This is a genomic window from Streptomyces sp. NPDC030814, assembly GCF_055572155.1.
The window spans coordinates 63,360-90,015 of sequence record NZ_JBVIDX010000032.1; the positions used below are offsets into that span (position 1 = coordinate 63,360).

The window sequence follows — 26,656 nt, forward strand, 5'->3', positions numbered from 1 at the left end:
ACCTGGTTGAATCCAGAGTGGGCCGTGTCCGCCCGGGCCGGTTCCGGTCGGCGGCACTCGGCGAACGGTGGGCGTCGGGCCGGTCCTTGGGACGGGCCCCAGGTGTGGGGAGAACATGAACGAGGGGAAGCCCACGAAGGGGAAGTGGTGGAGCCGACCCCGAGCGCAGGGCGCGGGGGCCGGGACGACGGGGGACCACAGCGGGCCTTCGGGGGCCGACGGGGTGGCGGCGGACGCGTTCCGCTCCGCGGACGGCGGGGCGAACGAGGGGGGCGATTTCGAGTTGGAGCGGCCCGCGACGAGACCGGCCCGCGACCGTCCCACCCACGACGACGACTTCGAACTGGCCGGACCGGCGGGGCCGTCGCGGCAGGACGAGCCGCCGGGAGGCGAGCCGGCGCGGGGAGTTCCGGATGGGGACTCCGCGGAGGGCGACCTGTCGCGGGCTCACTCGACGTGGGGTGCGGACAGCGGTGACTTCGAGCTGGAGCGACCGGTCTCCGCGGACCCGGGCAGGAGCACCGACGCGACGGCGACGACACCGGGCGTCCACGCGGGCGCGGCGGCACCGGCCACCGAGGGAACCGCACAGGTCGAGACGGACGAGACGACCACACGCCTTGTCCTCGACAAGAGCGCAGCCGCGGCCGACGAAACGACTCCGCTGACTCGGCTGACTCCGCACGAGACGTCGGCGGCCATGACGTCGGCGACCATGACGTCGGCGGCCGTGCCGGCGGAGCGGGGTGGAGCGGAGCCCGTCACGGCGGGACCGAGCGCACCGGCCGCCGCGGCATCCGCCTCCGCCGATGCCGCCGTAGCCGCTGCACAGCCGGTGGGCGCCCCGAGCCCCACAGGAGACCCGGAGGCGCCCGTCCAGCGCCCCAGGCCCCTGCACGACCCCGACCCCTACAGCACCCCGCCCTACGGCGAGCCCGGCCCCTGGGCGCCCGCACCACCGGTCCAGCACCCGGCGACAACCCCGGCGCACGGCACGGCGGTTCAGCCGGGAACGCCGGGCCATGAGGTGCCGGGTGGACCGCCGGCGCACGGCCCGGCGGTCCCGGCCGTGCCCCCGACGCACGATGTGCCGGTCCCGGCGGCGGTTCCCGCGCACGGCGCGACCACGATGGTGGCCCCCCAGGCCGCAGTGCCTGCCCCGCCACCGGTCCACTCGACCGACGGCATGCCGGGCTCACAGGGCACGCACGGCGGCACGCCTGCCGCATCCTCGCCCGCTCCCTACGGGAACGCGGCGCAGGCGGCCCCGCAGCCCCCCGCGGACCCGTCCCGACCCGGCGGCAACGCGCCCGCGTCCTACCCGGGTGCCTCCCAACCTCCGCAGCCGTCCTACGCGGACGCTCCGCAGTCCGCGCAGCCGCCCTACGGGGGCGGCTCGCAACCCGCGGCGCCGTCCTGTCCGGACGCTTCTCAGGCCGCTCCGCCCCCTTACCCGGACTCCTCGCAGACGTCCTACCCGGATGCTCCTCAAGGGGCGTCCCAAGGAGCCTCCTCGGGGGCGCGGGATCCCTGGCGGAACTACGACCCGTGGTCCGGGTCCGGGCCGTTGCAGCAGAACGGGGCCGCCGTCGACGACATGGCGCGGCGGCGCAGGCGCGGGGTGAAGGTCCTTGTGCTGGGCGCCGTGTTGATCGCGCTCGTGTCCGGCGGCGTCGGCGGGGCCGTGGGGGCCTATCTGGAGCGGAACGGCGGGGTCGGTGAGGTCGAGCTGCCGCAGTCCAGCGGCGGGACGGCCGGGCGGGCCCCGGACAGTGTCGCCGGGATCGCGGCGAGTGCCCTGCCCGGTGTGGTGACCCTCCATGTCAGCGGCTCGGACGCGCAAGGCACCGGCACCGGATTCGTGCTCGACAAGCGGGGCCACATCCTCACGAACAACCACGTCGTGGAGCCCGCCGGTGACGACGGCGAGATAACGGTCACCTTCAGCGGTGGTGAGACCGCCGACGCCAGCCTGGTCGGCCGGGACAGCGGGTACGACCTCGCCGTCGTGAAGGTGTCGGGGGTCAGCGGGCTCAAGCCGCTGCCGCTCGGCAACTCCGACGACGTGCGGGTCGGCGACCCGGTCGTGGCGATCGGCGCCCCCTTCGACCTCGCCAACACCGTCACCTCCGGCATCATCAGCGCCAAGGAGCGGCCCATCACGGCCGGCGGGGAGAGCGGCGACCGCAGCGACGTGTCGTACGTCAACGCGTTGCAGACCGACGCGCCGATCAACCCGGGCAACTCCGGTGGCCCGCTCGTCGATGTCAACGCCCGGGTGATCGGCATCAACAGCGCCATCCGGTCCGCCGGGAGCGGCTCCGGGTCGGAGGGCGGCCAGGCCGGATCGATCGGGCTCGGTTTCGCTATTCCCATCAACCAGGGCAAGCGCGTCGCCGAGGAACTGATCAACACGGGCAAGGCCACGCACCCCGTGATCGGCGTGACCCTCGACATGGACTACTCGGGTGACGGCGCCCGCGTCGGCGACGACAGCGACGGCACCGTGAAGGAGGGCGGACCTGCCGACCGGGCCGGCATCCGCGCGGGCGACGTCGTCACCGAGGTCGACGGCCAGCGCATCCACTCCGGCGACGAACTGATCGTCAAGGTGCGCGCCCACCGCCCCGGTGACCGGCTCGAACTCACCCTCCAGCGGGACGGCAAGGAGCAGACGGTCACCCTGACCCTCGGCTCCTCCGACGGGGGCTGACGGCGCCGCGCCATGACGGCAACTTCACAGGAGGGGGAGCCGTGCCCCCTCCTGTCAGGCAAACAGCTGGGAAAACCCATGGGGTGACCACGGTCCGGCGCCGCCGGACAGTACCGGTTCGACAGGATCGCCGGGTACCGTGGATCCGGCCCGGACCACGGAAGACCTGCCGAGGCCCGCGGATCGGGACCGAGGACATCGCAAGGAGCTTCAGGTGTTCAATGACATAGGTGCGCTCGAGGTGGTGACGCTCGTCGTCCTCGCCGTGCTCGTCTTCGGACCGGAGAAGCTCCCGAAGGTGATCCAGGACGTCACGCGGACCATCCGCAAGATCCGTGAGTTCTCGGACAGCGCCAAGCAGGACATCCGCAATGAACTCGGCCCCGAGTTCAAGGACTTCGACTTCGAGGACCTCAACCCCAAGACGTTCATCCGCAAGCAGTTGGAGAACGACGACCTGGGGCTGAAGGAGATCCGCAACGGCTTCGACCTCAAGAAGGAGATGGCCGAGCTGACGGACGCGGTCCACGGCCGTGAGTCCGAGTCGTCCTCCTCCGGCTCCGGCGGAGCCGTCGACATGACCAAGAAGCGCGAGAAGCTCGAACTGGAAGAGCGCCCGCCGTACGACCTGGACGCCACCTGAGGCGTCCGCGCGGTCGTGGCCCGAGCGGCCCGCCAGGCCGTCGTCAGCAGTGCCTCCCGCCTGCCCTCCGCCGCCGTACACCCGCGTGCTGCCGCGCCCCCGGACGTGATGCGATTCATACCCGCAGGCGCCCTCGTACGGCCTGAAGCCGTCCGTACGCCGTCCTACGCGCCGGGCGCTTTCCCTGCTGCTCGGAGCGCTGTGGCTATGCTGCCCTGTTGTTGTGCGGACCGTAAGGAAAGCGAGCGCGACGCCCGAGAGGGGGGCGGGCCGCTCCGGTCCGTCGAGAGCGAGGAGGCGTCCGGGCACATGGAGACGACGAGTCGGGTAGACGCGCAGGCGTCGGCCGCGGAGGGCGGACAACAGGCCCCCTTCGCCCGACGCACGGTCGACGGCTACCTGCTGGCGCCCTTCCCTTGGTACGGCCTCGACGAGGCCTTCACGGGGCCGCGCTGGCTGATGCAGGTCGGTACCTCGGCGGAAGGCGCCGTCGAGCACGGTTCGGTCGGACACGGCGACGAGCCCTCGGTCCGCAACGAGTTCACCGCACTCACGGAGGACGAGCCCAAGGAGCGGTTCGCGGTCGTGGTGACCGTCGCCGCGAACGACGTACGGCGCAGCGCCGACGGCACGGGGGTGCTGGAGGCCACGTCGGTCTCCTCGGCCGCGTGGCTGGCCGGTGTGGGGCTGCTGTCCTTCACCTGGCCCGGACAGCTGGACCACGTTCGCAGGGACGACTGGCTGGACCAGCAGACCGAGACGGCGTGGGTCCTCGCGGACGACCTCGCCGGGCCCGACTGGTCGACGCTGTCCCTGCCGGTGGACGGCGTCCCCACGCCCTTCCACTATCGCGAGTCCGAGTTCGGGTGGGTGCTCGCCGGCTCGACCCAGGAAGGGGTGCACCTGGGGGCCTACGGGAGAGGGATGAGCGCCTACGGCCTGGGGTTCGCCATGATCAAGGACATCGCGACGTACGCGTAGCGGACCCGCGCCCAGTGAAAGGGGCACCGCGCTCCATCGTGGCGGTGCCCCCTCCTCGCCGTAGGGGCCCGAGGGCCGCGACCGGCGTCGTGCGCCCGCCGGGGATCACGGGACAGCGGACAGCCCTTAGAACTTGTTCCTCGGGGTGATACCCAGGCTCATGCCCGACAGGCCCCGCTGGCGGCCGCCCAGCTTGCCGGCGATCGCCCGGAGGGCCGCGCCCGCCGGGGAGTCGGGGTCGGAGAGGACGACCGGCCTGCCCTCGTCGCCGCCCTCGCGGAGGCGGACGTCGATCGGGATGTTGCCGAGGACGGGCACAGTGGTGCCGGTGGTGCGGGTGAGGCCGTCGGCGACGACTTGGCCGCCGCCGGTGCCGAAGACGTCCACCATCTCGTCGCAGTGGGGGCAGGGCAGGCCCGACATGTTCTCGACCACGCCGACGATCTTCTGGTGGGTCTGGACCGCGATGGAGCCGGCGCGCTCGGCGACCTCGGCCGCCGCCTGCTGCGGGGTCGTGACGACGAGGATCTCCGCGTTCGGGACCAGCTGCGCCACCGAGATGGCGATGTCGCCGGTGCCCGGGGGGAGGTCCAGGAGCAGGACGTCCAGGTCACCCCAGTAGACGTCCGCGAGGAACTGCTGCAGGGCGCGGTGGAGCATCGGGCCGCGCCAGACGACGGGGGCGTTGCCCGGGGTGAACATGCCGATCGAGATGACCTTCACACCGTTCGCCGACGGCGGCATGATCATGTTCTCGACCTGGGTGGGACGCCCGTCGGCGCCCAGCATGCGCGGCACTGAGTGGCCGTAGATGTCGGCGTCGACCACGCCGACCTTCAGACCGTCCGCGGCCATCGCGGCCGCCAGGTTCACCGTGACCGACGACTTGCCGACGCCGCCCTTGCCGGACGCGACGGCGTACACGCGCGTGAGGGAGCCCGGCTTCGCGAAGGGCACCTCGCGCTCGGTCTGGCCGCCGCGCAGGGCGGACGCCAGCTCACGGCGCTGCTCGTCGCTCATCACGTCCAGCTCGACGTCGACGCGGGTGACGCCCTCGACCCGCGACACCGCCTCCGTCACGCGCTGCGTGATCGTGTCGCGCATGGGGCAGCCGGAGACCGTCAGGTACACGGCGACCGCGACCGCTCCGTCCGCACCGATCTCCACCGACTTGACCATCCCGAGTTCGGTGATGGGGCGGTTGATCTCGGGGTCGTTCACCGTCGACAGTGCTTCGCGCACCGCGTCTTCCGTAGCCATAAGGACGATGGTACGGCGACGCGCGGGGCCCCTGGGAGCCCCGTCAGCGGTCGTTCATGTCACGCCCGCCGGGGTGCTCCGGCGGGAATAGGGCCCTGGTCCCGCGATGCCCGTCGCCCTCGCGCTCGTGCAGCTCTCTGACCAGGTCCTGGAGCTCGGAGCGCAGCCAGTCGCGGGTGGCGACCTCGCCGAGACCGATCCGCAGGGCCGCGATCTCCCTGGTCAGATACTCGGTGTCGGCGATCGAGCGCTCGTTCTGCTTGCGGTCCTGTTCGAGGTTGACCCGGTCGCGGTCGTCCTGGCGGTTCTGCGCGAGGAGGATCAGCGGGGCGGCGTACGAGGCCTGCAGGGACAGCATCAGGGTCAGGAAGATGAAGGGATAGCTGTCGAAGCGCAGGTCGTTCGGGGCCGAGACGTTCCACACGACCCACAGGATGATGACGACGGTCATCCAGACGATGAACCGCCCGGTGCCCAGGAACCGCGCGATCCGTTCCGAGAGCCGTCCGAAGGCCTCCGGGTCCCATTCGGGCAGGAACCTCGCCCGGCGTGGCAGAGGCTGGTCGAGACGGGTCCGCGGGCGCGCGGTGGCCCCGGCGGGCATGCGTTCCCGCGGGGGCGCCCCGGAAGACGGCGTGCGCTCGCGCATCACCGCCCCGGCGTGTGCCCGCTCGCGCCCTCCGTCCCGCCCCTGGCGCTCGGAACGCTCAGGAACCATGGGCGGCCCCCTCCACCTCGTCGTCGTCCAGATGGAACTCCGTCTCCCGCCAGTCCTCCGGCAGCATGTGGTCCAGGACGTCGTCGACGGTCACCGCCCCCAGCAGCGAACCGCTCTCGTCGACCACGGGCGCCGCCACCATGTCGTACGTCGCGAAGAACCCGGCCACCTCGGGGAGCGCGGCCTCCGGGTCGAGCGGCTGGAGATCGTCGTCGAGGATCGAGCTGACCAGGGTGTACGGCGGGTCGCGCAGCAGCCGCTGGAAATGGACCGTGCCGAGATACTTGCCGGTCGGCGTCTCGTCAGGCGGCCGGCACACGTACACCTGGGCGGCGAGTGCCGGGGACAGATCCGCGTTGCGGACCCGGGCGAGCGCGTCCGCCACCGTGGCGTCCGGACGCAGCACGATCGGCTCGGTCGTCATCAGCCCACCGGCGGTCTTCTCCTCGTACGCCATGAGCCGCCGTACGTCCGCCGCCTCGTCCGGCTGCATCAACGTCAGCAGCCGCTCCTGCTCCGCCTCCGGCAGCTCGGCCAGCAGGTCGGCCGCGTCGTCCGGGTCCATGGCCTCCAGGACGTCGGCGGCCCGTTCCTCCTTGAGCTTGCCGAGGATCTCGATCTGGTCGTCCTCCGGCAGCTCCTCCAGCACGTCGGCGAGCCGGTCGTCGTCGAGGGCGGCGGCGACCTCGGCCCGGCGCTTGGGGGAGAGGTGGTGGAGCACGTTGGCGAGGTCGGCCGGGCGGAGCTGCTCGAAGGTCGCGAGGAGGTTCTCGGCGCCCTGTCCGTGCTCCTCCAGCGAGAACCCGGTGACCGCCGACCACTCCACGGTGAGCGTCTCGCCCCTGTGCCGCCGGAACGCGCCGCCCTTCCCCTTGCGCACGAACACCCGGTCGATCTCCCAGTCCCGGCGGGCCGGCAGCTGCTGCACCGAGATGTCGAGGACGGTGACCTCCTCACCCGTCTCCACGAGCCGTACGCGACGGTCCAGCAGTTCCCCGATGACGAGCCGCTCGGTGGGCCGCTGCTCGAAGCGGCGCACGTTCACCACACCGGTGGTGATGACCTGGCCGGACTCCACCCCGGTGACCCGCGTCATGGGCAGGAAGATCCGTCGCCGGGTGTGCAGCTCGACGACCAGACCGAGCAGCCGCGGTGGCTTGCGTCCCACCCGCAGGATGGCCACGAGATCGCGGACGCGGCCCACCTGGTCGCCGTTCGGGTCGAAGACCGCGATTCCGGAGAGATGGGAGACGAAGATCCGGGGCGCGAACGCCGCCATGAGCCGCCCCTTTCCTGCGCGTTCCGTGTGCGATCCGTGTGCTCTCCGAGCCGCGGGGGTCTTTCGCGATAATCAGGCGAGTCATACGGGATATGTCCGTCGAGGAGGGCTTCAGGCTAGCCCGTCCCGATCGGATATGCCCTGGTGAGCGGTGCGGACGGACTGCCTCCGTGGCACCGCGGAAGCCCCGGTACTCTGCGGTAGGCCTGGACTCCCCACGAAGAGGTGCATCGTCTGTGACTCCGACTCCCCGAACCCGAAGGGCCGCACTGGTGAGCGCCGTCTGCACCCTCGTGGCGAGCGGGCTGGGGCTCACGGGATGCAGCGAGGATCCGAACGAGGGCACCAACGGGGTCGGCAGGCTGGCCCCCGAGAAGATCCAGAGCAGGACGAAGGCGGCCGCCACGGCGGCCGACGCCGTCCGGCTGTCGGGCTCCGTCGTCAGCAACGGCAAGACCTACAAGCTGGACATGCGCCTGAAGGAGGACGGCGGCACGGGATCCGTGACGTCGGGCGCCACGACCTTCCGGTTGCTGAAGGTCGGCGAGCACCTCTTCCTCAAGGCCGACGCAGAGTTCTGGGACCACGAGGACGACGGCAAGGACGACGGCTCCGACACGGCCGCCGCGGACAAGCTGGACGGCATGTACGTCAAGGTCCCCACCGGCGACCCGGCCTACCAGCGCTTCAGCGGCTTCACCGACAAGGACGTCCTTCTCAACAGCCTGCTCACCCTGCACGGCACGCTCTCCACCGACGGCCACCACGAGCAGTCCGGCACCCGCACGATCCGCATCACCGGCGACAAGGGCTCCGGCGGCACCCTCGACGTCTCCCTCGAAGGCACCCCCTACCCTCTCCGCCTGGTCCGCGCCGGCGACGCGGGCACCATCCTCCTCACCGACTGGGGCAAGAACTTCCCGCTGGAGGAGCCGGACGAGAAGTCGGTGGTCGACTACGGCAAACAACTCCCGACGTCCTAGTGACGTGAGCCGGAGATTCGTCGGCGGTAGGCGGCAGAATCTCCGACTCAGATCACCAGGGCCCTTCTGATGGATCCCCGTGGCGTCGCGACGTCCGGCACGCCCTGTCGCCGCACCGGGCGAAAGCCCACGTAGCGCCGCACAGAAGGGCCCCAGCCGGGGCCGCACTCCGACGGGCGCGGGCCATCGCGCGACCAGCGCCGACGAGCCCGCAGCCGCTTGACGACGCCCGCCCCGGGCCGACGGGCGGGCGACTCCTCAGCCCCGCTTCTTCCGGCGCTTGAACAGCAGCCGCGGCAGCCCCGCGGGCACCGGCTGACGCGTGGTCGCCGGCGTCGGCAGCGGGCGCCGCGCCAGATCGCCGTCAGGCAACGGTGCCGTCGTCCCCGCCGGCTCCAGACGAAGCACCCGGCACTCCCGCGCCCACCGCTCCGGCATGGCCTCACCGTCGGGCGCGTTCAGCCGCTTCCCCTTGAGCTCGGCCACGGCCGCCTCCCACTCGGCCGACCGAGGAGCCAGTTCCACGACCGTCGCGTCCCAGGTCACGAGCCGTCCGCCCTTGTCCTTGCTGCGCACGGTCACCACCGCCGAGCCGCCGTCGACGAGCCCCGGCAGCGGCTGCTCCCCCGGCCCGTCGCCGACCAGGCACACCGCGCCCTCGTGCCAGACGTGCCACAGCGCACGCGACGGCACCCCGTGTCCCTGGACCTGCGGCGACGCCGCCCCGTCGCCGCGCACCCAGATGAGCCCGGACTTCTTGGTGGCCTCCTCGACGAGGGCCCGGTCGAGCAGCTGTTCCGTCATGCCGTCAGCCTAGGCCCTGGTCCCTCGGTGGCGCCGGGCGGCTACAGCCACCCGTTCCGCTTGAGCGTGCGGTGGATGCCCAGGCAGAGCGCCACCGTGACGCCGAGGACCACCGGGTAGCCGAACTTCCAGTGCGTCTCCGGCATGTAGTCGAAATTCATGCCGTACACCCCGCACACCATCGTCGGCACGGCGATGATCGCCGCCCAGGAGGTGATCTTGCGCATGTCCTCGTTCTGGGCGACGGAGGCCTGCGCCAGGTTCGCCTGGAGGATCGAGTTGAGGAGCTCGTCGAAGCCGACGACCTGCTCCTGCACCCGGGCGAGGTGGTCGGCCACGTCGCGGAAGTACTTCTGGATGTCCGGGTCGACCAGCCGCATCGGTCGCTCGCTCAACAGCTGCATGGGCCGCACCAGCGGCAGCACCGCCCGCTTGAACTCCATGACCTCGCGCTTGAGTTGGTAGATGCGGCCGGCGTCGGTGCCCCGGGGCGTGCCTTTGCGTCCGGGGGAGAACACCTCCGTCTCCACCTCGTCGATGTCGTCCTGCACCGCGTCCGCGACCGCCACGTATCCGTCGACGACATGGTCGGCGATGGCGTGCAGCACGGCCGACGGGCCCTTCGCGAGCAACTCCGGGTCGTCCTGCAGCCGGTGACGGAGCGCCCGCAGCGAGCCCTGACCGCCGTGCCGGACGGTGATGAAGAAGTCCCGCCCGGTGAAGCACATGACCTCGCCGGACTCCACCACCTCGCTGGTGGCGGTGAGTTCGTCGTGCTCGACGTAGTGGATGGTCTTGAAGACCGTGAAGAGGGTGTCGTCGTAGCGCTCCAGCTTCGGCCGCTGGTGCGCGTGCACCGCGTCCTCCACGGCCAGCGGGTGCAGCCCGAACTCGGCCGCGATACCGGCGAATTCGGCCTCGGACGGCTCATGCAGACCGATCCACACGAACCCGCCGTCCCGGCGCACCTGACGGATCGCCTCGTGCGGGGCGAGGGTGCGCTCGAGCGTGATGCGCGCGCCGTCGCGGTAGACCGCGCAGTCCACGACGGCCGTGGTCGCCTCCGCCGGGCGCGTGGCGTCGTACACGGCGCCGTCCTTGCGCAGCGACAGCCGGGACGGCCGGGAGGGGCGGACCGCGGCGCGCAGGTTGTTGATCATCGACATGGGCAGACTCCTTCGCAACGAAAGGCCGCCGACGACGGATGGAACTACCCGGAATGAGGACGTTTTGACTTTCGATGTTTGGCACGTCCACAAAGCGGGGAGCACCGCACCGTCGCGGTGACAGCTTCGCTTGATTCAGATCGGCGACGTCGGATCGATGAGGTCTGATCGGCGACGGCTGATCGGTGATGGGATCAAGGCGGTAAAGAAGTGCTCTTCCGTTGCGCGACGACCGACGAGCGGCACGGCGCGAATGAGGGTGGCAGCCAAGCAGAGAGCTGACGCGAGAGCTACATGACTCAGCGGTCGGAAGAGCGGGTGGTACTGCACGGTCGACTTCGGTCCATCGCAGCCCCACCTCCTCCGGCCGGTCCCTCGTAAGGGACGTTCCATACCCCATCCGGGGTTCCCCGTAGGGGAGTCAGTTTTCTCTGGCCGGGACAAGAGGGCTTGAGAGTGACGCTTCTGCGTGCTGCCCGCGGCTGTCCCGACCGGCGCCCCAGACTAACAGTCGACTGAAGTGTCAAGGCGCCCGTTTGCCGGTTCCTGACGAGTTCTATGCTCGGCTCATGGCTGATGTTCTTCCGTTGGTGGAAGCCCGTTTGCGCAGCGCGCTGGGCGAACCGGACGCGCGCGCCGCGATCACCTTCCTCGGTACGGACCGTGTCGAGGTGCTCCGCTTCACCGAGGGCGACGTCGTCCGCTACGCCACGCTCGGCATGTCCGCCCAGCCGATGGCCGACCCCACCGCGGTCCTCGCCGACCCCGTCAAGGGCCCCCGCGCAGAACTCGTCCTGTCCGTCCGCCACGGAATCGCCGACACCGACAAGGTTCTCCGCCCGCTGGCCGTGCTGGCCGCGTCACCGCAGGTGGAGGGCGTGGTCGTGGCCCCCGGCGCCTCCCTCGACGTGGGTGAGCCACTCTGGCCCGGTGCCCCCTTCACCTCTGTCCTCGTCGCCGAATCCGGTGGCCTGGTCGAGGACCTCGAACTCGACGCCCCCGCCGACCCCGTACGTTTCCTCCCCCTCCTCCCGATGACCCCCAACGAGGCGGCCTGGAAGCGTGTCCACGGTGCCCAGGCCCTCCAGGAGCGCTGGCTCACCCATGGGACGGACCTCCGCGACCCCTTCCGTACGGCGGTCCCCCTGGACTGAGCGGACCGCCCCGGACGGCTTCCCACGACTTCCCCGTGTGATGGACGGCACGCCACAGGCGACCGGCGGGCGACCGGCAGGTGGCCGAAAATCGCCGCTCCCCTCTGCGGTGTGGGTAGTTGATTCCGGTGGTTGGCTCCCCGGTCCTCGGGCGGCCGGCCGCTGTCCGGAGTGTCCGGCACCCGTGCGCGGAATGTGACGCGCACACGCCGGACGGGTGATCGTCCTTGACGCGAGGAAGCACGGGGAGGACCGTTGGGCCCTATGAGGGGCGAACCCAGTTGCCCGAAGTGTGGTGGCCGGGTCAGGGCTCCCGGCCTCTTTGCCGACTCCTGGCAGTGCGCTGTACATGGGACGGTGCACCCGCTGCAGCCCGTGATCCCGCCCAGCGTCGAGGCCCTCAGCGTCGTGGTGCACCGCGCCCAGGTGCCGGTGTGGATGCCGTGGCCGCTGCCGGTGGGCTGGCTGTTCACCGGCGCGGCCTTCGCCGGCGACGACCGCAGCGGGGGACGCGCCACCGCCGTGGCCTGCTCCGGCCCGGGGCCGCTCGGCGGCATGGGTGAGCTGGTACTCATCGCCGAGGAACTCGGCGTGGGCCTCGGTGCGCGGTACGCGGGCATCGACGGGCCCGACCCCGGGCCGTATCTCAGCGTGGAGAAACCGCCCCAGGCCAAGGTGCTCGCCGCGGGACGTCCCACGCCCCTCTGGCATGTCACCGGTACCCCCGACGACCGCGCGGTCTTCGCCGGTGAGGCGCTCGGCCTCTGGCTGTGGGCGGTCGTCTGGCCCGAGCAGACGGGCCTCCTCATGTATGACGAAATGGTCCTGACCGACCTGCGGGACGGGGGCGCGGAGGTGGAGCTCCTCCCGTGCGGCGCGCTGTCTCCACGCATCCTGGAGCCCTGAGGGACGCCCACCCCGAGCCATGAGGCGCCCCCTCCGTGTAGGGGGTGCTACCCGGGTTCGGGTGTGACCGGAGCGCTTCGAAAGGGCGCTATTCTTGAGCGTCCGCTTCCGTTCCGTCTGCGCCTGGAGTCCGAGTCGTGCGTATCGATCTGCACTGCCACTCCACGGCCTCCGACGGTACGGACACCCCCGCTGAGCTGGTCCGCAAGGCCGGTGCCGCGGGGCTGGACGTCGTCGCGCTGACCGACCACGACACGACCCGCGGCCATGCCGAGGCGATCGCCGCGCTGCCGGACGGGCTCACGCTTGTCACCGGCGCCGAGCTGTCGTGCCGCCTGGACGGCGTCAGCATGCACATGCTGGCCTACCTGTTCGACCCCGAGGAGCCCCGGCTGCTCGCCGAGCGCGAGCTGGTCCGGGACGACCGGGTGCCGCGGGCCCGTGGGATGGTCGCCAAGCTGAACGAGCTGGGCGTGCCCGTCACCTGGGACCAGGTCGCGCGGATCGCGGGTGACGGTTCCGTGGGTCGCCCCCATGTGGCCACCGCCCTCGTCGAAGTCGGCGTCGTGCCGACCGTGAACGACGCCTTCACCCCGCAGTGGCTCGCCGACGGAGGCCGTGCCTTCGTCGAGAAGCACGAGACCGACCCGTTCGAGGCGATCCGGCTGATCAAGAGCGCCGGCGGAGTGGCGGTCTTCGCGCACCCCGCCGCCGTCAAACGCGGCCGTACCGTCCCCGAGTCCGCGATCGCCGACCTCGCCGCCGCCGGGCTCGACGGCATCGAGGTCGATCACATGGAGCACGACCCGGCGACCCGGGCGCGCTTGCGCGGCCTCGCGAAGGAACTGGGGCTGCTCGCCACCGGGTCCTCCGACTACCACGGCAGCCGCAAGACCTGTGCGCTCGGCGAGTACACGACCGACCCCGAGGTGTACGGGGAGATCACGCGCCGCGCCACCGGAGCGTTTCCCGTCCCGGGGACCGGCGGGAAGTAGACGGCTCCTCCGTCAGAGGGCACCCGGCGGCTCAGGCCGACGGCTCCCGGTCGGTGGCCCATCAGTCCGGCCCGGCTGCCCGGCCGTCCCGCTGCCCGGCTGTCCCGCTGCCCGCCAATGTCCTGTGTCCGCCCGTGTCCCGTGTTCTCCCGTGTCCGATGTTCCCCCGTGTCCGATGTTCCCCCGTGTCGCGAACGCTCGGCGATGCGGGCTGATCTCCCCCTGCTCCGCTTTCCACACACTCTCGCTAGGCACCCCTGTGTTCGATCTCGCCGTCTTCGGTTCCCTCTTCCTCACCCTGTTCGTGATCATGGATCCCCCGGGGATCACCCCGATCTTCCTCGGCCTCACCGCCGGACGTCCCGCCCGGACCCAGAAGCGGATGGCACTGCAGGCCGTCTGCGTGGCCGGTGGGGTGATCGCCGTCTTCGGTCTGCTGGGGAACCACATCCTCGACTATCTGCATGTCTCCGTACCCGCGCTGATGATCGCGGGCGGACTGCTGCTCCTGCTGATCGCGCTCGATCTGCTGACCGGGAAGACGGACGAGCCCAAGCAGACGAAGGACGTGAACGTCGCCCTGGTGCCGCTGGGCATGCCGTTGCTGGCCGGGCCCGGGGCGATCGTGTCCGTGATCCTGGCGGTGCAGAAGGCGGACGGTGTGGCCGCCCAGGTGTCGGTGTGGGTGGCGATCCTGGCGATCCATGTCGTGCTGTGGCTGACGATGCGGTACTCGCTGCTGATCATCCGCGTCATCAAGGACGGCGGTGTGGTACTGGTGACCCGGCTCGCGGGGATGATGCTGTCCGCGATCGCCGTGCAGCAGATCATCAACGGTGTCACACAGGTCGTCCGGGGCAGCTGATACCGAGCCCCCGGGTCCGGACGTACGCAGAGCCCCGTACGGCGCACATCGGTGCGACCCGTACGGGGCTCTGAAGTCTGCACGGATCCGCCTCGCGGGAGGCGGTCACGTCGGCCGGTACTACGAAGCGGTCATGTCGGCGGGGCGGATCCAGAGGCGCTGCCCGATGGCGGCGGCCTGCTGCACGATCCTGTTGACGGAGGCGGCGTCCACGACGGTGCTGTCGACGGGCGTACCGTCGATGTCGTCGAGTCGCAGGATTTCGAAGCGCATGGCTTCTCCCTTCGTCTGGTCGTCCTCCCCTGGGGAGAACTACTGGTGGTGCGCGGGTCGTCGGTGCCCGTGTTCCATGAGGAGTCAACGGTATGCCTGTTACAAACATTCCCTACGCTAAGGAAATTTTTCGAGAACCTAATTACTGGCTGGTAAGTGACGTTGTGGGTGTGTCTACCAGGAAGCTGGAAGACTGATTGGGACCGGTTGTGTTCGCAGCGTGACCGCCGGGACAATGGATGCATATGAACGACGACGACCTGGCGGCGCTCGGCGCCCGCATCGACCGTACGAACGAGCTGCTCCAGCGCATGCTCGCCGAGGTGGCGAAGACGCCCTCGACCCATGCGATCTTCGTCGACGCCGGGTATCTGTACGCTGCCGTCGGCCGGCTCGTCGCCGGGACGGAGGACCGGCGGTCCTTCGACCTCGATGCGGAAGGTCTCATCGACGCCCTGATCGACCGGGCCCGCACGATCTTCGCGGACAGCCGACTGCTCCGCGTCTACTGGTACGACGGGGCGCGCCGCCGCATCCATACGGCGGAGCAGCAGTCCATCGCCGAGCTGCCGGACGTCAAGGTGCGGCTCGGCAACCTCAACGCGAACAACCAGCAGAAGGGCGTCGACTCCCTCATCCGCACCGACCTCGAGTCCCTGGCCCGGCACCGCGCCATCAGCGACGCGGCGCTCATCGGCGGTGACGAGGACCTGGTCTCGGCGGTCGAGGCCGCGCAGGGGTACGGGGCGCGGGTCCATCTCTGGGGCATCGAGGCTCCGGAGGGCCGCAACCAGGCCGAGCCGCTGCTCTGGGAGGTCGACAGCCAGCGGACCTTCGACCTCGACTTCTTCAAGCCGTACGTCTCCCGGCGGGCAGCCGTCCCGTACGAGGCCACCGCCGGTGCCCGGCCCACCCGTGAGGACGTGCGCTTCGTCGGCGCCCAGATCGCCGCGAAATGGCTCGCGTCCCGGGGCCGGGAACCGCTCAGGGAGCTCCTGCACGGCCACCCGTACCTGCCCGGCTCCGTCGACCAGGACCTCCTCGTCGAGGCGGAGGGCCTGCTCCAGTACTCGCTACGGGGCCAGGCGGACCTGAGACGGGCGCTGCGGGACGGGTTCTGGGAGCACCTGCGGGCGCAGTACTAGGCCGGCGGGCTCCCGGCGGTACGCAGCCGGGCTCAGCCGGTGAGCTGGTCCCAGAAGCCGATCAGGGCGGCGGCCGTCGTCTTCGGCTGGTCCGTGTTGGGGGAGTGCTCGGCGGCGGTGACGACGGTGCGATGCGCGTGCAGGCGGGCGGCCATGTCGTCGAGGAGCGGGATCGGCCACGTGTCGTCGCGCTCGCCGGACAGGACGTGCGTGGGCAGGCCCAGGGCGGCCAGTTCGGCGACGCGGTCGGGCTCCGAGCAGAGCTGCCGGCCGGTGGCGATGAGCTGGGCCGGGCTGTGGGCGAGCCAGCGGCGGCGTAGGTCGGCGCTGTCGTCCAGCCCCTCGTCGAGACCGCCGGTGTCGGTCTCCTCCGGCGGTTCCATCGCCTGGATGGCGTCCCACACCTGCTCCATGCCCATCACGGCCAGGGCGTCCCGCAGCAGCTTCACACGCTGCTGCTGGCTCTCCGAGATCTGTGCCGGACCCGAGGCCATCAGGGTGAGGGAGGCGAAGGGGGAGGCGTCCAGGAGGACCGCGGCGCGGGAGATCTGACCGCCGAGGGAGTGGCCGACGAGGTGCAGGGGGGCGCCGTCGCCGACGGCCCGCGCCTGCGCGAGCAGGTCCCAGGCCAGTTCGTCCTGCGCGTACGGCGACTCGTCGTCCTTGGGCCCCTCGCTCTCGTACTGGCCTCGTCCGTCCACGGCCACCGAGCGGTACCCGGCCTCCGCCAGTGGTGCGTGCAGCGCGATGAAGTCCTCCTTGCTGCCCGTGAACCCCGGCACGAGGAGCACGGTGCCCTTCACCGGCGTGCCCGCCTCGATCACGGCGAACTCACCGCGGGAGGTGCGCAGCCGGTGGGCGCGGGCGCCGGGAGGAGGGGCGAAGGTGGGAGGACGGCTCATGAGGCGAGGGTATCCGGAGACCGCCCACCCCAATCACAAGCCCGAAGGGGCCGGCGGGCGTCTGAAGGGCCGCAGGCCCCTTCAGGGGCGCGGTGGGGACTGCGCGACAAGCCCCCACCCCCGACCGGCAGCCCCTGGGCACGGGACGGGTGGGGCGGCGGGGGCAAGGAATCCGGGACGCCCCCCGGAACGCCGGAGGCCCGGCCCCCCGCAGGGGGAACCGGGCCTCCGCCTCACTACCTCGGGTCAGCCGTCCGTCGACTCCGCGACAGCCGCAGCCTTCCGCGCCCGCCGACGCGGCGCCGGCGTCTCAGCCGCACCCGCGTCCGCAACCGTGGCCGCAGCCTTCCGCGTGCGACGCGGCTTGGTCGCCTGCTCCTCCGTCGGCTGCGCCGGAACCGACGCCTCCACCGCAGGCGCCTCCGCGGCCTTCCGCGTGCGCCGACGCGGCTTGGCGGGGGCCTCCTCGGCCACCGTCTCGGACGCGTCGACCGGGGGCTCGGCGACCTTGCGGGTGGTCCGGCGGCGGGTCTTGGGTGCGGTCTCGTCGGCGGCTGCCGTCTCCTTGCTCGGGACCTCGGCGGTTGCCGCGGTCTTGCGGGTCCGGCGGCGGGGTTTGGCGGTCTCCTCGGTGGCAGGCGTGCCTTCGGCCGTGTCGAGCGCGGCCTCGGCGGTGGGCGCCGCCTCGGAAGCCACGGGGGCCTCCGCGGCCTTCCGCGCGCGCCGACGCGGCTTGGCGGGAGCCTCCTCGGCCACCGTCTCGGACGCGTCGACCGGGGGCTCGGCGACCTTGCGGGTGGTCCGGCGGCGGGTCTTGGGTGCGGTCTCGTCGGCGGCTGCCGTCTCCTCGCTCGGGACCTCGGCGGTTGCCGCGGTCTTGCGGGTCCGGCGGCGGGGTTTGGCGGCCTCCTCGGTGGCAGGCGTGCCTTCGGCCGTGTCGAGCGCGGCCTCGGCGGTGGGCGCCGCCTCGGAAGCCACGGGGGCCTCCGCGGCCTTCCGCGTACGCCGACGCGGCTTGGCGGGAGCCTCCTCGGCCACCGTGCTCTCGACCGTGTCGACCGCCACCTCGGCGCCCGGAGCCTCAACCGGTTCCGTCGACGCCGTCCTGCGCGTGCGGCGACGGCGCGGCTTCGCCTCGTCAGCGGAAGGCAGGGCCCCCGCCGTGTCCGCGACGTCCTCGACCGCGCTCACCGCGGCATCCACGGCGTCCACGGTGTCGACGGTGTCGACGGTGTCGTCGACAGTGTCCACGGCCTTCTCGGAACCCACCGTCTCCGCCGGCGTCGCGCCGCCGCGGGTGCGGCGACGACGGCGGGGCGTGCGGGGGCCGGCGTCGGGCTCGGTGGCCGTGTCGGGCGCGTCCGCGGGCCGCGTCGGCTCGGTGACCGCCGTCGCCTGGGAGGACGTCGCGTCGACGGCGGCGCCACCGCGCGTCCGGCGACGACGGCGTGGCGTACGCGCCGGGCGCTCGCGCTCGGCGGACGACGCGGGGCCGGAGGAACGACCGCTGCGCCCACGGGCACCGCGACCACCCGGCTCACCGAGGTCTTCCAGCTCCTCGGCGTCGAGGCCGGCCCGAGTGCGCTCCGAGCGCGGGAGAACGCCCTTCGTACCCGCCGGGATGCTCAGTTCCTCGAAGAGGTGCGGGGACGTGGAGTACGTCTCCGGCGGGTCGTTGAAGTTCAGCTCCAGCGCCTTGTTGATCAGCTGCCAGCGCGGGATGTCGTCCCAGTCGACGAGCGTGATCGCCGTACCCGACGCGCCCGCGCGGCCCGTACGGCCGATGCGGTGCAGATACGTCTTCTCGTCCTCGGGGGACTGGTAGTTGATGACGTGGGTGACGCCCTCGACGTCGATGCCGCGCGCGGCGACGTCGGTGCAGACGAGGACGTCGACCTTGCCGTTGCGGAAGGCGCGCAGCGCCTGCTCACGGGCGCCCTGGCCGAGGTCGCCGTGGACCGCGCCGGAGGCGAAACCGCGCTGCTTGAGCTGGTCGGCGAGGTCGGCGGCCGTGCGCTTGGTGCGGCAGAAGACCATGGCCAGTCCCCGGCCGTCGGCCTGCAGTATGCGCGCGACCATCTCCGGCTTGTCCATGTTGTGCGCGCGGTAGACGTGCTGCGCGATGTTCGCGACCGTCACGCCCTCGTCGTGCGGGGCGGTGGCACGGATGTGTGTCGGCTGCGACATGTAGCGGCGGGCCAGTCCGATGACCGCGCCCGGCATGGTCGCCGAGAACAGCATCGTCTGGCGCTTCGGCGGAAGCATGTCGATGATCTTCTCGACGTCGGGCAGGAAGCCCAGGTCGAGCATCTCGTCGGCCTCGTCGAGGACCAGGCACTTGACGTGCTTCAGGTTCAGCTTCTTCTGGCCGGCCAGGTCGAGGAGTCGTCCGGGGGTGCCGATGACGACATCGACGCCCTTCTTCAGGGCCTCGACCTGCGGCTCGTAGGCGCGGCCGCCGTAGATCGCGGTGACGCGGACGTTCCGCACCTTGCCGGCGGTCAGCAGGTCGTTGGTGACCTGCGTGCACAGCTCGCGTGTGGGGACGACGACGAGCGCCTGCGGGGCGTCGGTGAGGTCCTCGGGCCTGGCGCGGCCGGCCTCGACGTCGGCGGGGACGGTGACGCGCTCCAGGAGCGGCAGACCGAAGCCGAGGGTCTTGCCGGTGCCGGTCTTGGCCTGGCCGATGACGTCGGTGCCGGAGAGGGCGACGGGGAGCGTCATCTCCTGGATGGGGAAGGGAGTGATGATGCCGACGGCTTCCAGGGCCTCGGCCGTCTCGGGAAGGATTCCGAGATCTCGAAAAGTCGTAGTCAGGGTGCTGCCTCTTCTGTGTACGCGGTGTGGCGCGAGCGCGGGGGTCGTGTCGTCTGACCGTGCCTGGGGGGACATCGGCCGCCCTCACGGGCTGGCCGTGTGGCACGGGACCACTGCCGACGCTCTAGCGCTCATACCGCTGAGGGGTTCCCTCCGGACGCCGTACGCAGAGTGCCGTACGGAACAGGAGGGCTGTCGGGTCGGAGCCGATCGGGCCACCGACCGGGCATCCTCATGCGTGCGGCCTGTCGAGAGGCGGTCGAGATACCGCAGTGGTACGTCGACCTACTCAGCAGGCGCATTACCACCATACCCCGGAAACGCGCACATGCGATGGCCGATTTGGTCACGTAGTCGTCGTCACACCGATCGACCGGGCCCTTCCGCCCCGCGCAGAGCGGGCTATTGTGCGCTTCATGACCACGTCTGACAAGCCTGACAACGCCGCCGGTACCGCTGAGACGGCCGAGACCGCCGAGGTCACCGGCATCGCCGCCCAGGACTGGGCCCAAGCCTCGGCCGATCCGCAGTACCGCGCCGCCGTCGTGGATCTGCTCGGAGCGCTGGCGTACGGGGAGCTCGCGGCGTTCGAACGGCTCGCGGAGGACGCGAAGCTGGCGCCGACGCTCGTCGACAAGGCGGAGCTGGCGAAGATGGCCGCTGCGGAGTTCCACCACTTCGAGAGGCTGCGGGACCGGCTCACGGAGATCGGCGAGGAGCCGACGCGGGCCATGGAGCCGTTCGTGGACGCGCTCGACGGCTTCCACAAGCAGACGGCGCCCTCGGACTGGCTGGAGGGCCTCGTCAAGGCGTACGTCGGCGACTCGATCGCCAGTGACTTCTACCGGGAGGTCGCGGCGCACCTGGACGCCGACTCGCGCGGGCTGGTGCTCGCCGTCCTCGACGACACCGGGCACGCCGAGTTCGCGGTGGAGAAGGTGCGGGCCGCGATCGACGAGGACCCGCGGGTGGGCGGGCGGCTCGCGCTCTGGGCGCGGCGGCTGATGGGTGAGGCGCTGTCGCAGTCGCAGCGGGTGGTGGCCGACCGGGATGCCTTGTCCACGATGCTCGTGGGCGGTGTGGCCGACGGGTTCGACCTGGCGGAGGTAGGGCGGATGTTCTCCCGGATCACCGAGGCGCACACGAAGCGGATGGCCGCGCTGGGCCTGGCCGCGTGAGGAACTGATCGCCGCGCGGGCGTCCGGCCGTGCGTGGGTACCTGGTCGCCTGGTGCGCGTCCGGCCGCCGCGTGGGACGGCTGGGCGCCGCATGAGCGGCTCTAGGGTCTGTCGTTTGGATCACGCCGACTGCCGGACCGGTGCCGTTGGACTGCCGGTGAGCGGGGCGTGGTCTCCGTGGGCGGCCGTTGTCGGTCCGTCGTGCTCGGGCGCGCCCGCGCGGTGGAGCCGCTGATGTCGGGGACCTGCGTCCCCGTGGGGGCCTGGCGCTCAGGCGGGCGCCGAGCTGCGTCGAAAGCGCTCCGTCGGCCGCAGCAGGAGCGAGAGCGACGCCGCGGCGACGATCGCCGCACCGCTCAGGAGCACCAGATAGTTCGTGGCACCCAGGGCGGTGTGGGCGAGGAAGGCGCCGAAGAGGGCGCCGGCCACGCCGGTCGGCAGCACGAGCGTGCGGGACGGCAGACGGTGCGCCAGACGGTAGACGGCGGCGCAGGCGAGGGCGAGTCCGACGAGTGCGGATCCGAGCGCTTCCAAGAACATGATCGGGTTCCCTCCCGCACGGTCTGGCCTGGGCAAATCGGTCGTAGCCGGTCCTACCCGCGAGTCACGGAACGCAATCCTCCCTCTGTGGGCGAGTTATGGCCCTCGTGTGGGCTTCGGGCCGTGGGAGCCGGGAGGAGCGCGTGGACGGACGTATGACGGAGGGGCCCGGTGGTTTCACACCACCGGGCCCCTCCGTATGCCTCGCGTGCCTCTCGGCTAGAGCGCGCTGAAGCCCACCTTGCGGGCGGTCGGCTCGCCGATTTCGATGTATGCGAGACGGTCGGCCGGGATCAGCACCTTGCGGCCGTGCTCGTCCGTGAGGCTCAGCAGCGCCGACTTGCCGGTCAGCGCCTCGGACACGGCGCGCTCGACCTCCTCGGCGCTCTGACCGCTCTCCAGAACGATCTCGCGGGGCGCGTGCTGCACGCCGATCTTGACCTCCACGGCTATGTCCCTCCGACGGTCAGTGAAGTGCGCGGGCGTCCGCGCTGTACCCAGCACACATTAGCCCGGTGAGGGGACGCCCACCCTCCGCTCGAGAACGCCAGGAGCGAACAGGGTGCGGGAACAAAACCCCGGACCAGGTGTGTGCCGAACACCGGTCCGGGGGAACGCGCGACGACGGTCAGTGGTGCTCGGTGCCGTGCAGCGGGAAGCCGGCGATGCCGCGCCAGGCCAGCGACGCCAGCAGCTGGACCGCCTGCTCGCGCGGGACGCTGCGGTCGCTGTGCAGCCAGGACCGCGCCACGACCTGGGCGAGACCGCCCAGCCCGGAGGCGAGCAGCATCGACTCCGCGCGCGACAGACCGGTGTCCTCGGCGATGACGTCGCAGATGGCCTCGGCGCACTCGTTGGTGACCTTGTCCACGCGCTCGCGCACGGCGGGCTCGTTCGTCAGGTCCGACTCGAAGACCAGCCGGAAGGCGCCGCCCTCGTCCTCGACGTACGCGAAGTACGCGTCCATCGTGGCCCGGACGCGCTGCTTGTTGTCGGTCGTCGACGCGAGCGCGCCGCGCACGGCCTGGATGAGGGACTCGCAGTGCTGGTCGAGCAGAGCGAGGTACAGGTCGAGCTTGCCGGGGAAGTGCTGGTAGAGGACCGGCTTGCTGACGCCGGCCCGCTCGGCGATGTCGTCCATCGCGGCCGCGTGGTAGCCCTGGGCCACAAAGACTTCCTGGGCAGCGCCCAGCAGCTGGTTCCGTCGGGCTCGGCGCGGAAGGCGTGTGCCCCGCGGGCGTGCCGCCTCTGTCTGCTCGATGGCTGTCACGCCGCCTCCCAAAATCGTCCACTTGCGGTGTGCGCCGCGCCGCCATCGTACTTTTCGGTAACCCTGGTGCGCGCGGTGCGAGCGCAGAATTTCACGGACCGGACGCCTGGGAAAGTGCCGCGGACCGCGTCAAACGTGGGCAGGGTGGACAGAAGGAAGCCCTTTCCCGTCACCGATCGTCGTCGTCGGCATCACCGGCGGTCGTCCTGGTGGCGGGCGGTGCGCCGGCGGGAGCGTCGACGTCGGTCGCCGGGCGGGCCCGGCCCGGTCCGGTGTCAGTCCGGGCGGGGTCCGGTGTCAGCGGTAGTCGTCCTCGTCGAGGTCGACCACCCGGGCCTGTTCGGCGAGGTCGGCCACGTTGGCTGCGTCGGGATCGACGTCGGTCAACGGGTCGTCCCTGTCCGGGGTGACGTACGTGTGCTGTTCGGCGGCATCGGCCTCGGGGGCCTCGACGTCGTCGATCTCCACGGAATCGGCCTCCGTCTCCGCGAATGTCTCAGGATCGGTGGGGTCAACGGCCATCGGGGTTTCCCCTTCCTGCTACTGCCTCGGTGCTGCCGGGAACGTCCCTGAAGCGGCAGGGGCCACGTACGGGTGGTGCTTGCTGCCTACGAGCCTAGGAGACAGCCGAACGTGGCGCTATGCGGTCCGGTGGTGACGGGGACGGTTGTCGGCGGCGGTGGCGCCGCCGGCCGCCGTGATCGCCCCGCGTGGTCGCCGGGGTCTCACCGCGACTTCGCCGTCGGCCCGCCGCTGGCCGCGGGAGCCGCTTCGGGTTTCGTGGTCGCAGGGACCACGTCGTGCTCCGGTACCCCGCCCCACCCGGCTCGATCTGTGACGGCGAACACATGAGCCACTGCGTGATCGTCTCGTAACATTGCCGCATGTCTTCGACCGAACTACCGTCCCTGCTGACCGCAACCGCGTCGCCGAAGGCGAGTTCGGTGCGCGTGGCGCCGGGGGAGCGGCTCAGGTCGGTGAGACTGCCGGGGATCACTCTGGCGGTGCGGTCGAGACCGCCGGCGCGTGACGATCTGCCGCCCGCCCTGTACGTGCACGGGCTGGGCGGCTCCTCCCAGAACTGGTCGGGGCTGATGCCGCTGCTCGACGAGGCGGTGGCCAGCGAGGCGGTCGACCTGCCCGGCTTCGGCGACTCGCCGCCGCCGGACGACGGCAACTACTCGGTCACGGCACACGCGCGTGCGGTCATCCGTTACCTGGACGCGTCCGGGCGCGGCCCGGTGCACCTCTTCGGCAACTCCCTCGGCGGCGCGGTCACCACGCGCGTGGCGGCCCTGCGCCCCGACCTCGTACGGACGCTGACCCTGGTGTCGCCCGCGCTTCCCGAGCTGCGCGTGCAGCGCACCGCGCTGCCGACCGGGTTGCTCGCGGTCCCCGGTGTGGCGGCGCTCTTCACCCGTTTCACCAAGGGCTGGACCGCCGAGCAGCGCGTCCGGGGTGTCATGGCGCTCTGCTACGGCGACCCCGGCCGGGTCTCGGAGGAGGGCTTCCGCAACGCCGTGGAGGAGATGGAGCGACGCCTCCAACTCCCGTACATGTGGGACGCGATGACCAGATCCGCCCGTGGGCTCGTCGACGCGTACACGTTGGGCGGTCAGCACTCGCTGTGGCGCCAGGCCGAGCGTGTCCTCGCCCCCACGCTCCTCGTCTACGGCCGCCGCGATCAGCTCGTCGGCTACCGCATGGCCCAGCGCGCCGCCCGCGCCTTCCGCGACTCGCGCCTCGTGTCCCTGCCGGACGCCGGGCACGTGGCCATGATGGAGTACCCGCAGACGGTGGCCGCGGCGTTCCTCGACCTGCTGGCCGACGCGACCAGGACGGGGTCGGACGGTGTGGGAGGCTCTGAGGGACATGGCTCCGCGGCGCGGCATTCGGGCGTACGGGGCTCAGCGGCGTCGGCCCGGGACCGGGCGGACGTGGAGCGGGTGAACGGGGAGTCTGTGAACGGGAAGCCGGTGAAGGGCGAGCCCGTGAAGGGGATGACGGTGGAGGCGGTCGGTTCGGGCGCGCCCGACGGTGACGAGTCCGCCGGGGGCGGAGCCGCACCGGGCGACCCCGCAGTGGGGAGCTGAGACGCGGCGTGGGACGGCACAGCCGCAAGGGGCGGGCGCCGAAAGGCGACACGAGCAAAGGACCGGCGGCCCCAGGGGGCCCACCAGGAGCCGGTGACCACGAGGCACCGCGCGGCGGACCGCGCCCACCGGCCTCACCGGGTTCACCTGACGGCACGCCGGGACGCGGAGTCCCTCGCGGACACGAAGGGGCTTCGGGGCCGGGAGCGCGGCGCCCTCCCGATGGCACGCCGGCCCATGGGTTCCCACGTTTTCCCGATGCCACGCCCGCCCATGGGTTCCCACGTTTCCCCGATGGCACGTCGGCGCACGGGCTCCCGCAGTTCTCCGACGGCACGCCAGCGCATGGGTTCCCGCGTCTGCCGGACGGTGGTTCGGGACAGGGGGCGCCCCGTTTCCGGGACGGCACACCCGCGCACGGTTTTCCCCGTCCACCCGACGGTGCCCCAGGCCGGGGCGGCTTCCCGCAGAGCCGTGGTGGGCATCCCGAGCAGCGTGAAGCGGGTGGAGGCTGGGGCCGGTTGGGCGATGACGGGCGACCACGGACGGGCGCCGGACAGGGCACGCACGGGGCTCCTTCGGGGGCCCCGTACGGCGCGCCCGGCGGCCCTGCGTTCGGCGCGCCGCACGGCGAGTCCGGCCGACCTGCGTACGGCGCGGGCGACCGGGGGCCGGGGCGGCGCATCCCCATCCCCCGGCCCCGGCAGGAGGCCGTGCCGCCACCGGCCGGCGGCCCGCGGCAGGCGTATCTGGACGCCTTCGACGAGGCCGACGACGTCTTCGCGCCCGGCAGGAGCCACCGCGGCGCGCCGCACGCCGACGGCGACGCAGGTGCCGACGTACGGGCCGAGCGGGTTCTCGAAGAGGAGCCGCTGACCGGCGACCCGGCGGAGGACGCGGGCAAGGGCGGCAAGGGGCGGGCGTTCGCCGGGATCGCGGCAGCCGCCGTCACCACCGTGCTCGCTGTCATCGTCGGCGGTCAGGTCGCCGACGGCCAGGACGACACAGCCCCGCGGACGCAGGCCGCCGACGCCGGCGCCCGCGACGTACGGGACACCTCACGCAGCGACGACCGGCCCACACCGTCCAGCGTGCCGAACGTGACCCCCCTCTCGTACGACGAGAAGATGGGCAGGAAGTACGAGCTCGCCGCGGACCTCGAGGGCAACGGCAAGTTCCAGGCTGTCATGGGCTTCGACAAGGCGCCGGGGACGGGGCAGAAGTACCGCTACCGGGTCGATGTCGAGGAGGGGCTGGGTCTCGACGCGGAGCTGTTCGCCGAGGCCGTGCAGAAGACCCTGAACGACGACCGTAGTTGGGCGCACAACGGGGGCCGCACCTTCGAACGGATCTCCTCGGGAGAGCCCGACTTCGTGATCACGCTGGCCAGCCCCGGCACCACCGCCGTGTGGTGCGCCAAGTCGGGGCTCGACACGACCGTGGACAACGTGTCGTGCGATTCAGCCGCCACCGAGCGCGTGATGATCAACGCCTATCGCTGGGCCCAGGGTTCGAAGACCTACGGCGACCGCATCCACGCTTACCGGCAGATGCTGATCAACCACGAGATCGGACACCGCCTCGGCTACAGCCATGTGACCTGCGACAAGGACGGTGATCTCGCGCCCGTCATGCAGCAGCAGAGCAAGTTCCTCACCTATGACGGCATCACGTGCAAGGCCAACCCGTGGGCGTTCCCGGAGAGTTGATCCGGTGCCGGCTCGGCGGTCGGGGCGAATCGGCTGCGCGAGGGCGGCGGGCGCATTCGATGATCTGACGTGAAGTAATCATTTGATCTCCTAGCGCGACGAAACGCGTCCCGCTGGGGAAAGTTACGACCGTTCACCCCTTTTGGTGGGGGGGGGGGGAAAAAGCCAGCCCGGCCCCCCACCTTCCCCCCCCCCTTTCTCCCCCCCTCAACCCCCCGCTGAAAAGAGGGCCCCCAAACCAAAAAAAAGGGGGGGCAAACTA

The 26,656-nt window shown here is 71.5% G+C and carries 24 protein-coding genes; 12 read left to right on the top strand and 12 right to left on the bottom strand.

Annotation, left to right across the window (positions count from 1 at the left end):
- The first annotated feature begins 115 nt into the window (after positions 1–115).
- The 3 genes from ACZ43N_RS38415 (at position 116) to ACZ43N_RS38425 (ending at position 4,337) form a co-directional block, all read left to right on the top strand.
- Positions 116–2,713, top strand: a complete 2,598-nt coding sequence (locus ACZ43N_RS38415) for a S1C family serine protease (RefSeq protein WP_468103941.1) — start codon at positions 116–118, stop codon at positions 2,711–2,713.
- Positions 2,714–2,927: 214 nt separating this feature from the next.
- The gene (locus ACZ43N_RS38420) at positions 2,928–3,356 is read left to right on the top strand and encodes a sec-independent translocase (protein ID WP_468103942.1); all 429 of its coding nucleotides are present in this window, start codon (positions 2,928–2,930) and stop codon (positions 3,354–3,356) included.
- Positions 3,357–3,665: 309 nt separating this feature from the next.
- A complete protein-coding gene (locus tag ACZ43N_RS38425; protein ID WP_468103943.1) occupies positions 3,666–4,337 on the top strand; it encodes a hypothetical protein in 672 nt (223 codons plus the stop codon).
- Between the two features lie 126 nt (positions 4,338–4,463).
- Here ACZ43N_RS38425 and ACZ43N_RS38430 read toward each other — a convergent pair whose 3' ends face one another.
- From ACZ43N_RS38430 to ACZ43N_RS38440, 3 genes are read right to left on the bottom strand one after another with little or no spacing between them, the layout of a single operon-like run.
- Positions 4,464–5,597, bottom strand: a complete 1,134-nt coding sequence (locus ACZ43N_RS38430; RefSeq protein WP_468103944.1) for an Mrp/NBP35 family ATP-binding protein — start codon at positions 5,595–5,597, stop codon at positions 4,464–4,466.
- A gap of 43 nt (positions 5,598–5,640) precedes the next feature.
- Positions 5,641–6,246 carry a DUF1003 domain-containing protein gene (locus ACZ43N_RS38435; RefSeq protein ID WP_468103971.1) on the bottom strand — a complete coding sequence of 202 codons (606 nt, stop codon included), beginning with the start codon at positions 6,244–6,246 and terminating at the stop codon, positions 5,641–5,643.
- A 58-nt stretch (positions 6,247–6,304) separates the two neighbouring features.
- A complete protein-coding gene (locus ACZ43N_RS38440) occupies positions 6,305–7,594 on the bottom strand; it encodes a magnesium transporter MgtE N-terminal domain-containing protein (RefSeq protein ID WP_468103945.1) in 1,290 nt (429 codons plus the stop codon).
- A gap of 272 nt (positions 7,595–7,866) precedes the next feature.
- Between ACZ43N_RS38440 and ACZ43N_RS38445 the strand changes: the two genes are divergently transcribed.
- The gene (locus ACZ43N_RS38445) at positions 7,867–8,577 is read left to right on the top strand and encodes a hypothetical protein (protein WP_468103946.1); all 711 of its coding nucleotides are present in this window, start codon (positions 7,867–7,869) and stop codon (positions 8,575–8,577) included.
- 258 nt (positions 8,578–8,835) lie between these two features.
- Here the strand turns inward: ACZ43N_RS38445 and ACZ43N_RS38450 are convergent, their stop codons facing one another.
- Both ACZ43N_RS38450 and ACZ43N_RS38455 read right to left on the bottom strand, forming a co-directional pair.
- Positions 8,836–9,381 (bottom strand): hypothetical protein, encoded by a 546-nt coding sequence (locus ACZ43N_RS38450; RefSeq protein ID WP_468103947.1) that lies wholly within the window; start codon positions 9,379–9,381, stop codon positions 8,836–8,838.
- Between the two features lie 41 nt (positions 9,382–9,422).
- Positions 9,423–10,547, bottom strand: coding sequence for a magnesium and cobalt transport protein CorA (locus ACZ43N_RS38455; protein ID WP_468103948.1), 1,125 nt, complete (start codon positions 10,545–10,547; stop codon positions 9,423–9,425).
- 569 nt (positions 10,548–11,116) lie between these two features.
- Here ACZ43N_RS38455 and ACZ43N_RS38460 point away from each other — a divergent pair.
- The 4 genes from ACZ43N_RS38460 (at position 11,117) to ACZ43N_RS38475 (ending at position 14,467) form a co-directional block, all read left to right on the top strand.
- The gene (locus ACZ43N_RS38460) at positions 11,117–11,701 is read left to right on the top strand and encodes a suppressor of fused domain protein (RefSeq protein WP_468103949.1); all 585 of its coding nucleotides are present in this window, start codon (positions 11,117–11,119) and stop codon (positions 11,699–11,701) included.
- 264 nt (positions 11,702–11,965) lie between these two features.
- The gene (locus tag ACZ43N_RS38465; RefSeq protein ID WP_468103950.1) at positions 11,966–12,607 is read left to right on the top strand and encodes a DUF6758 family protein; all 642 of its coding nucleotides are present in this window, start codon (positions 11,966–11,968) and stop codon (positions 12,605–12,607) included.
- Between the two features lie 137 nt (positions 12,608–12,744).
- Positions 12,745–13,602 carry a PHP domain-containing protein gene (locus ACZ43N_RS38470; protein ID WP_468103951.1) on the top strand — a complete coding sequence of 286 codons (858 nt, stop codon included), beginning with the start codon at positions 12,745–12,747 and terminating at the stop codon, positions 13,600–13,602.
- A 259-nt stretch (positions 13,603–13,861) separates the two neighbouring features.
- Complete coding sequence (locus ACZ43N_RS38475) at positions 13,862–14,467, top strand: MarC family protein (protein WP_468103952.1); 606 nt, start codon at positions 13,862–13,864, stop codon at positions 14,465–14,467.
- Between the two features lie 120 nt (positions 14,468–14,587).
- On the opposite strand, the gene ACZ43N_RS38480 is transcribed toward ACZ43N_RS38475, so the two are convergent.
- Complete coding sequence (locus tag ACZ43N_RS38480) at positions 14,588–14,740, bottom strand: hypothetical protein (RefSeq protein ID WP_468103953.1); 153 nt, start codon at positions 14,738–14,740, stop codon at positions 14,588–14,590.
- A 239-nt stretch (positions 14,741–14,979) separates the two neighbouring features.
- Between ACZ43N_RS38480 and ACZ43N_RS38485 the strand changes: the two genes are divergently transcribed.
- Entirely contained in the window at positions 14,980–15,885 is a 906-nt protein-coding gene (locus tag ACZ43N_RS38485; protein ID WP_468103954.1) for an NYN domain-containing protein, read from the top strand.
- A 32-nt stretch (positions 15,886–15,917) separates the two neighbouring features.
- On the opposite strand, the gene ACZ43N_RS38490 is transcribed toward ACZ43N_RS38485, so the two are convergent.
- Positions 15,918–16,787, bottom strand: coding sequence for an alpha/beta fold hydrolase (locus ACZ43N_RS38490; protein ID WP_468103955.1), 870 nt, complete (start codon positions 16,785–16,787; stop codon positions 15,918–15,920).
- A 246-nt stretch (positions 16,788–17,033) separates the two neighbouring features.
- Positions 17,034–19,511, bottom strand: a complete 2,478-nt coding sequence (locus ACZ43N_RS38495; RefSeq protein ID WP_468103956.1) for a DEAD/DEAH box helicase — start codon at positions 19,509–19,511, stop codon at positions 17,034–17,036.
- 500 nt (positions 19,512–20,011) lie between these two features.
- Between ACZ43N_RS38495 and ACZ43N_RS38500 the strand changes: the two genes are divergently transcribed.
- Entirely contained in the window at positions 20,012–20,782 is a 771-nt protein-coding gene (locus tag ACZ43N_RS38500) for a ferritin-like fold-containing protein (RefSeq protein WP_468103957.1), read from the top strand.
- 270 nt (positions 20,783–21,052) lie between these two features.
- On the opposite strand, the gene ACZ43N_RS38505 is transcribed toward ACZ43N_RS38500, so the two are convergent.
- The 4 genes from ACZ43N_RS38505 to ACZ43N_RS38520 form a co-directional block, all read right to left on the bottom strand.
- Positions 21,053–21,322: a hypothetical protein gene (locus tag ACZ43N_RS38505; RefSeq protein ID WP_468103958.1), complete on the bottom strand. Its 270-nt coding sequence runs from the start codon at positions 21,320–21,322 to the stop codon at positions 21,053–21,055.
- Positions 21,323–21,541: 219 nt separating this feature from the next.
- On the bottom strand, positions 21,542–21,769 hold the full coding sequence (locus ACZ43N_RS38510) for a DUF3107 domain-containing protein (RefSeq protein WP_468103959.1): 228 nt from the start codon (positions 21,767–21,769) through the stop codon (positions 21,542–21,544).
- A 181-nt stretch (positions 21,770–21,950) separates the two neighbouring features.
- Positions 21,951–22,592 (bottom strand): TetR/AcrR family transcriptional regulator, encoded by a 642-nt coding sequence (locus ACZ43N_RS38515; protein ID WP_468103961.1) that lies wholly within the window; start codon positions 22,590–22,592, stop codon positions 21,951–21,953.
- 297 nt (positions 22,593–22,889) lie between these two features.
- Complete coding sequence (locus tag ACZ43N_RS38520) at positions 22,890–23,114, bottom strand: hypothetical protein (RefSeq protein WP_468103963.1); 225 nt, start codon at positions 23,112–23,114, stop codon at positions 22,890–22,892.
- A gap of 362 nt (positions 23,115–23,476) precedes the next feature.
- Here ACZ43N_RS38520 and ACZ43N_RS38525 point away from each other — a divergent pair, with 362 nt between their 5' ends.
- Positions 23,477–24,685, top strand: coding sequence for an alpha/beta fold hydrolase (locus tag ACZ43N_RS38525; RefSeq protein ID WP_468103964.1), 1,209 nt, complete (start codon positions 23,477–23,479; stop codon positions 24,683–24,685).
- 8 nt (positions 24,686–24,693) lie between these two features.
- Complete coding sequence (locus ACZ43N_RS38530) at positions 24,694–26,394, top strand: DUF3152 domain-containing protein (RefSeq protein WP_468103965.1); 1,701 nt, start codon at positions 24,694–24,696, stop codon at positions 26,392–26,394.
- Positions 26,395–26,656: the final 262 nt, after the last annotated feature.

What these genes read in the sequence shown, in the direction of transcription:
- ACZ43N_RS38485 (WP_468103954.1), top strand. Translation starts at nt 14,980, where the DNA reads ATGCATATGAACGACGACGACCTGGCGGCGCTCGGCGCCCGCATCGAC.
- ACZ43N_RS38465 (WP_468103950.1), top strand. Translation starts at nt 11,966, where the DNA reads ATGAGGGGCGAACCCAGTTGCCCGAAGTGTGGTGGCCGGGTCAGGGCT.
- ACZ43N_RS38455 (WP_468103948.1), bottom strand. Translation starts at nt 10,547, where the DNA reads ATGTCGATGATCAACAACCTGCGCGCCGCGGTCCGCCCCTCCCGGCCG.
- ACZ43N_RS38495 (WP_468103956.1), bottom strand. Translation starts at nt 19,511, where the DNA reads ATGACGCTCCCCGTCGCCCTCTCCGGCACCGACGTCATCGGCCAGGCC.
- ACZ43N_RS38415 (WP_468103941.1), top strand. Translation starts at nt 116, where the DNA reads ATGAACGAGGGGAAGCCCACGAAGGGGAAGTGGTGGAGCCGACCCCGA.
- ACZ43N_RS38440 (WP_468103945.1), bottom strand. Translation starts at nt 7,594, where the DNA reads ATGGCGGCGTTCGCGCCCCGGATCTTCGTCTCCCATCTCTCCGGAATC.
- ACZ43N_RS38490 (WP_468103955.1), bottom strand. Translation starts at nt 16,787, where the DNA reads ATGAGCCGTCCTCCCACCTTCGCCCCTCCTCCCGGCGCCCGCGCCCAC.
- ACZ43N_RS38525 (WP_468103964.1), top strand. Translation starts at nt 23,477, where the DNA reads ATGTCTTCGACCGAACTACCGTCCCTGCTGACCGCAACCGCGTCGCCG.
- ACZ43N_RS38450 (WP_468103947.1), bottom strand. Translation starts at nt 9,381, where the DNA reads ATGACGGAACAGCTGCTCGACCGGGCCCTCGTCGAGGAGGCCACCAAG.
- ACZ43N_RS38460 (WP_468103949.1), top strand. Translation starts at nt 11,117, where the DNA reads ATGGCTGATGTTCTTCCGTTGGTGGAAGCCCGTTTGCGCAGCGCGCTG.
- ACZ43N_RS38425 (WP_468103943.1), top strand. Translation starts at nt 3,666, where the DNA reads ATGGAGACGACGAGTCGGGTAGACGCGCAGGCGTCGGCCGCGGAGGGC.
- ACZ43N_RS38480 (WP_468103953.1), bottom strand. Translation starts at nt 14,740, where the DNA reads ATGCGCTTCGAAATCCTGCGACTCGACGACATCGACGGTACGCCCGTC.
- ACZ43N_RS38520 (WP_468103963.1), bottom strand. Translation starts at nt 23,114, where the DNA reads ATGGCCGTTGACCCCACCGATCCTGAGACATTCGCGGAGACGGAGGCC.
- ACZ43N_RS38435 (WP_468103971.1), bottom strand. Translation starts at nt 6,246, where the DNA reads ATGCGCGAGCGCACGCCGTCTTCCGGGGCGCCCCCGCGGGAACGCATG.
- ACZ43N_RS38505 (WP_468103958.1), bottom strand. Translation starts at nt 21,322, where the DNA reads ATGTTCTTGGAAGCGCTCGGATCCGCACTCGTCGGACTCGCCCTCGCC.
- ACZ43N_RS38430 (WP_468103944.1), bottom strand. Translation starts at nt 5,597, where the DNA reads ATGGCTACGGAAGACGCGGTGCGCGAAGCACTGTCGACGGTGAACGAC.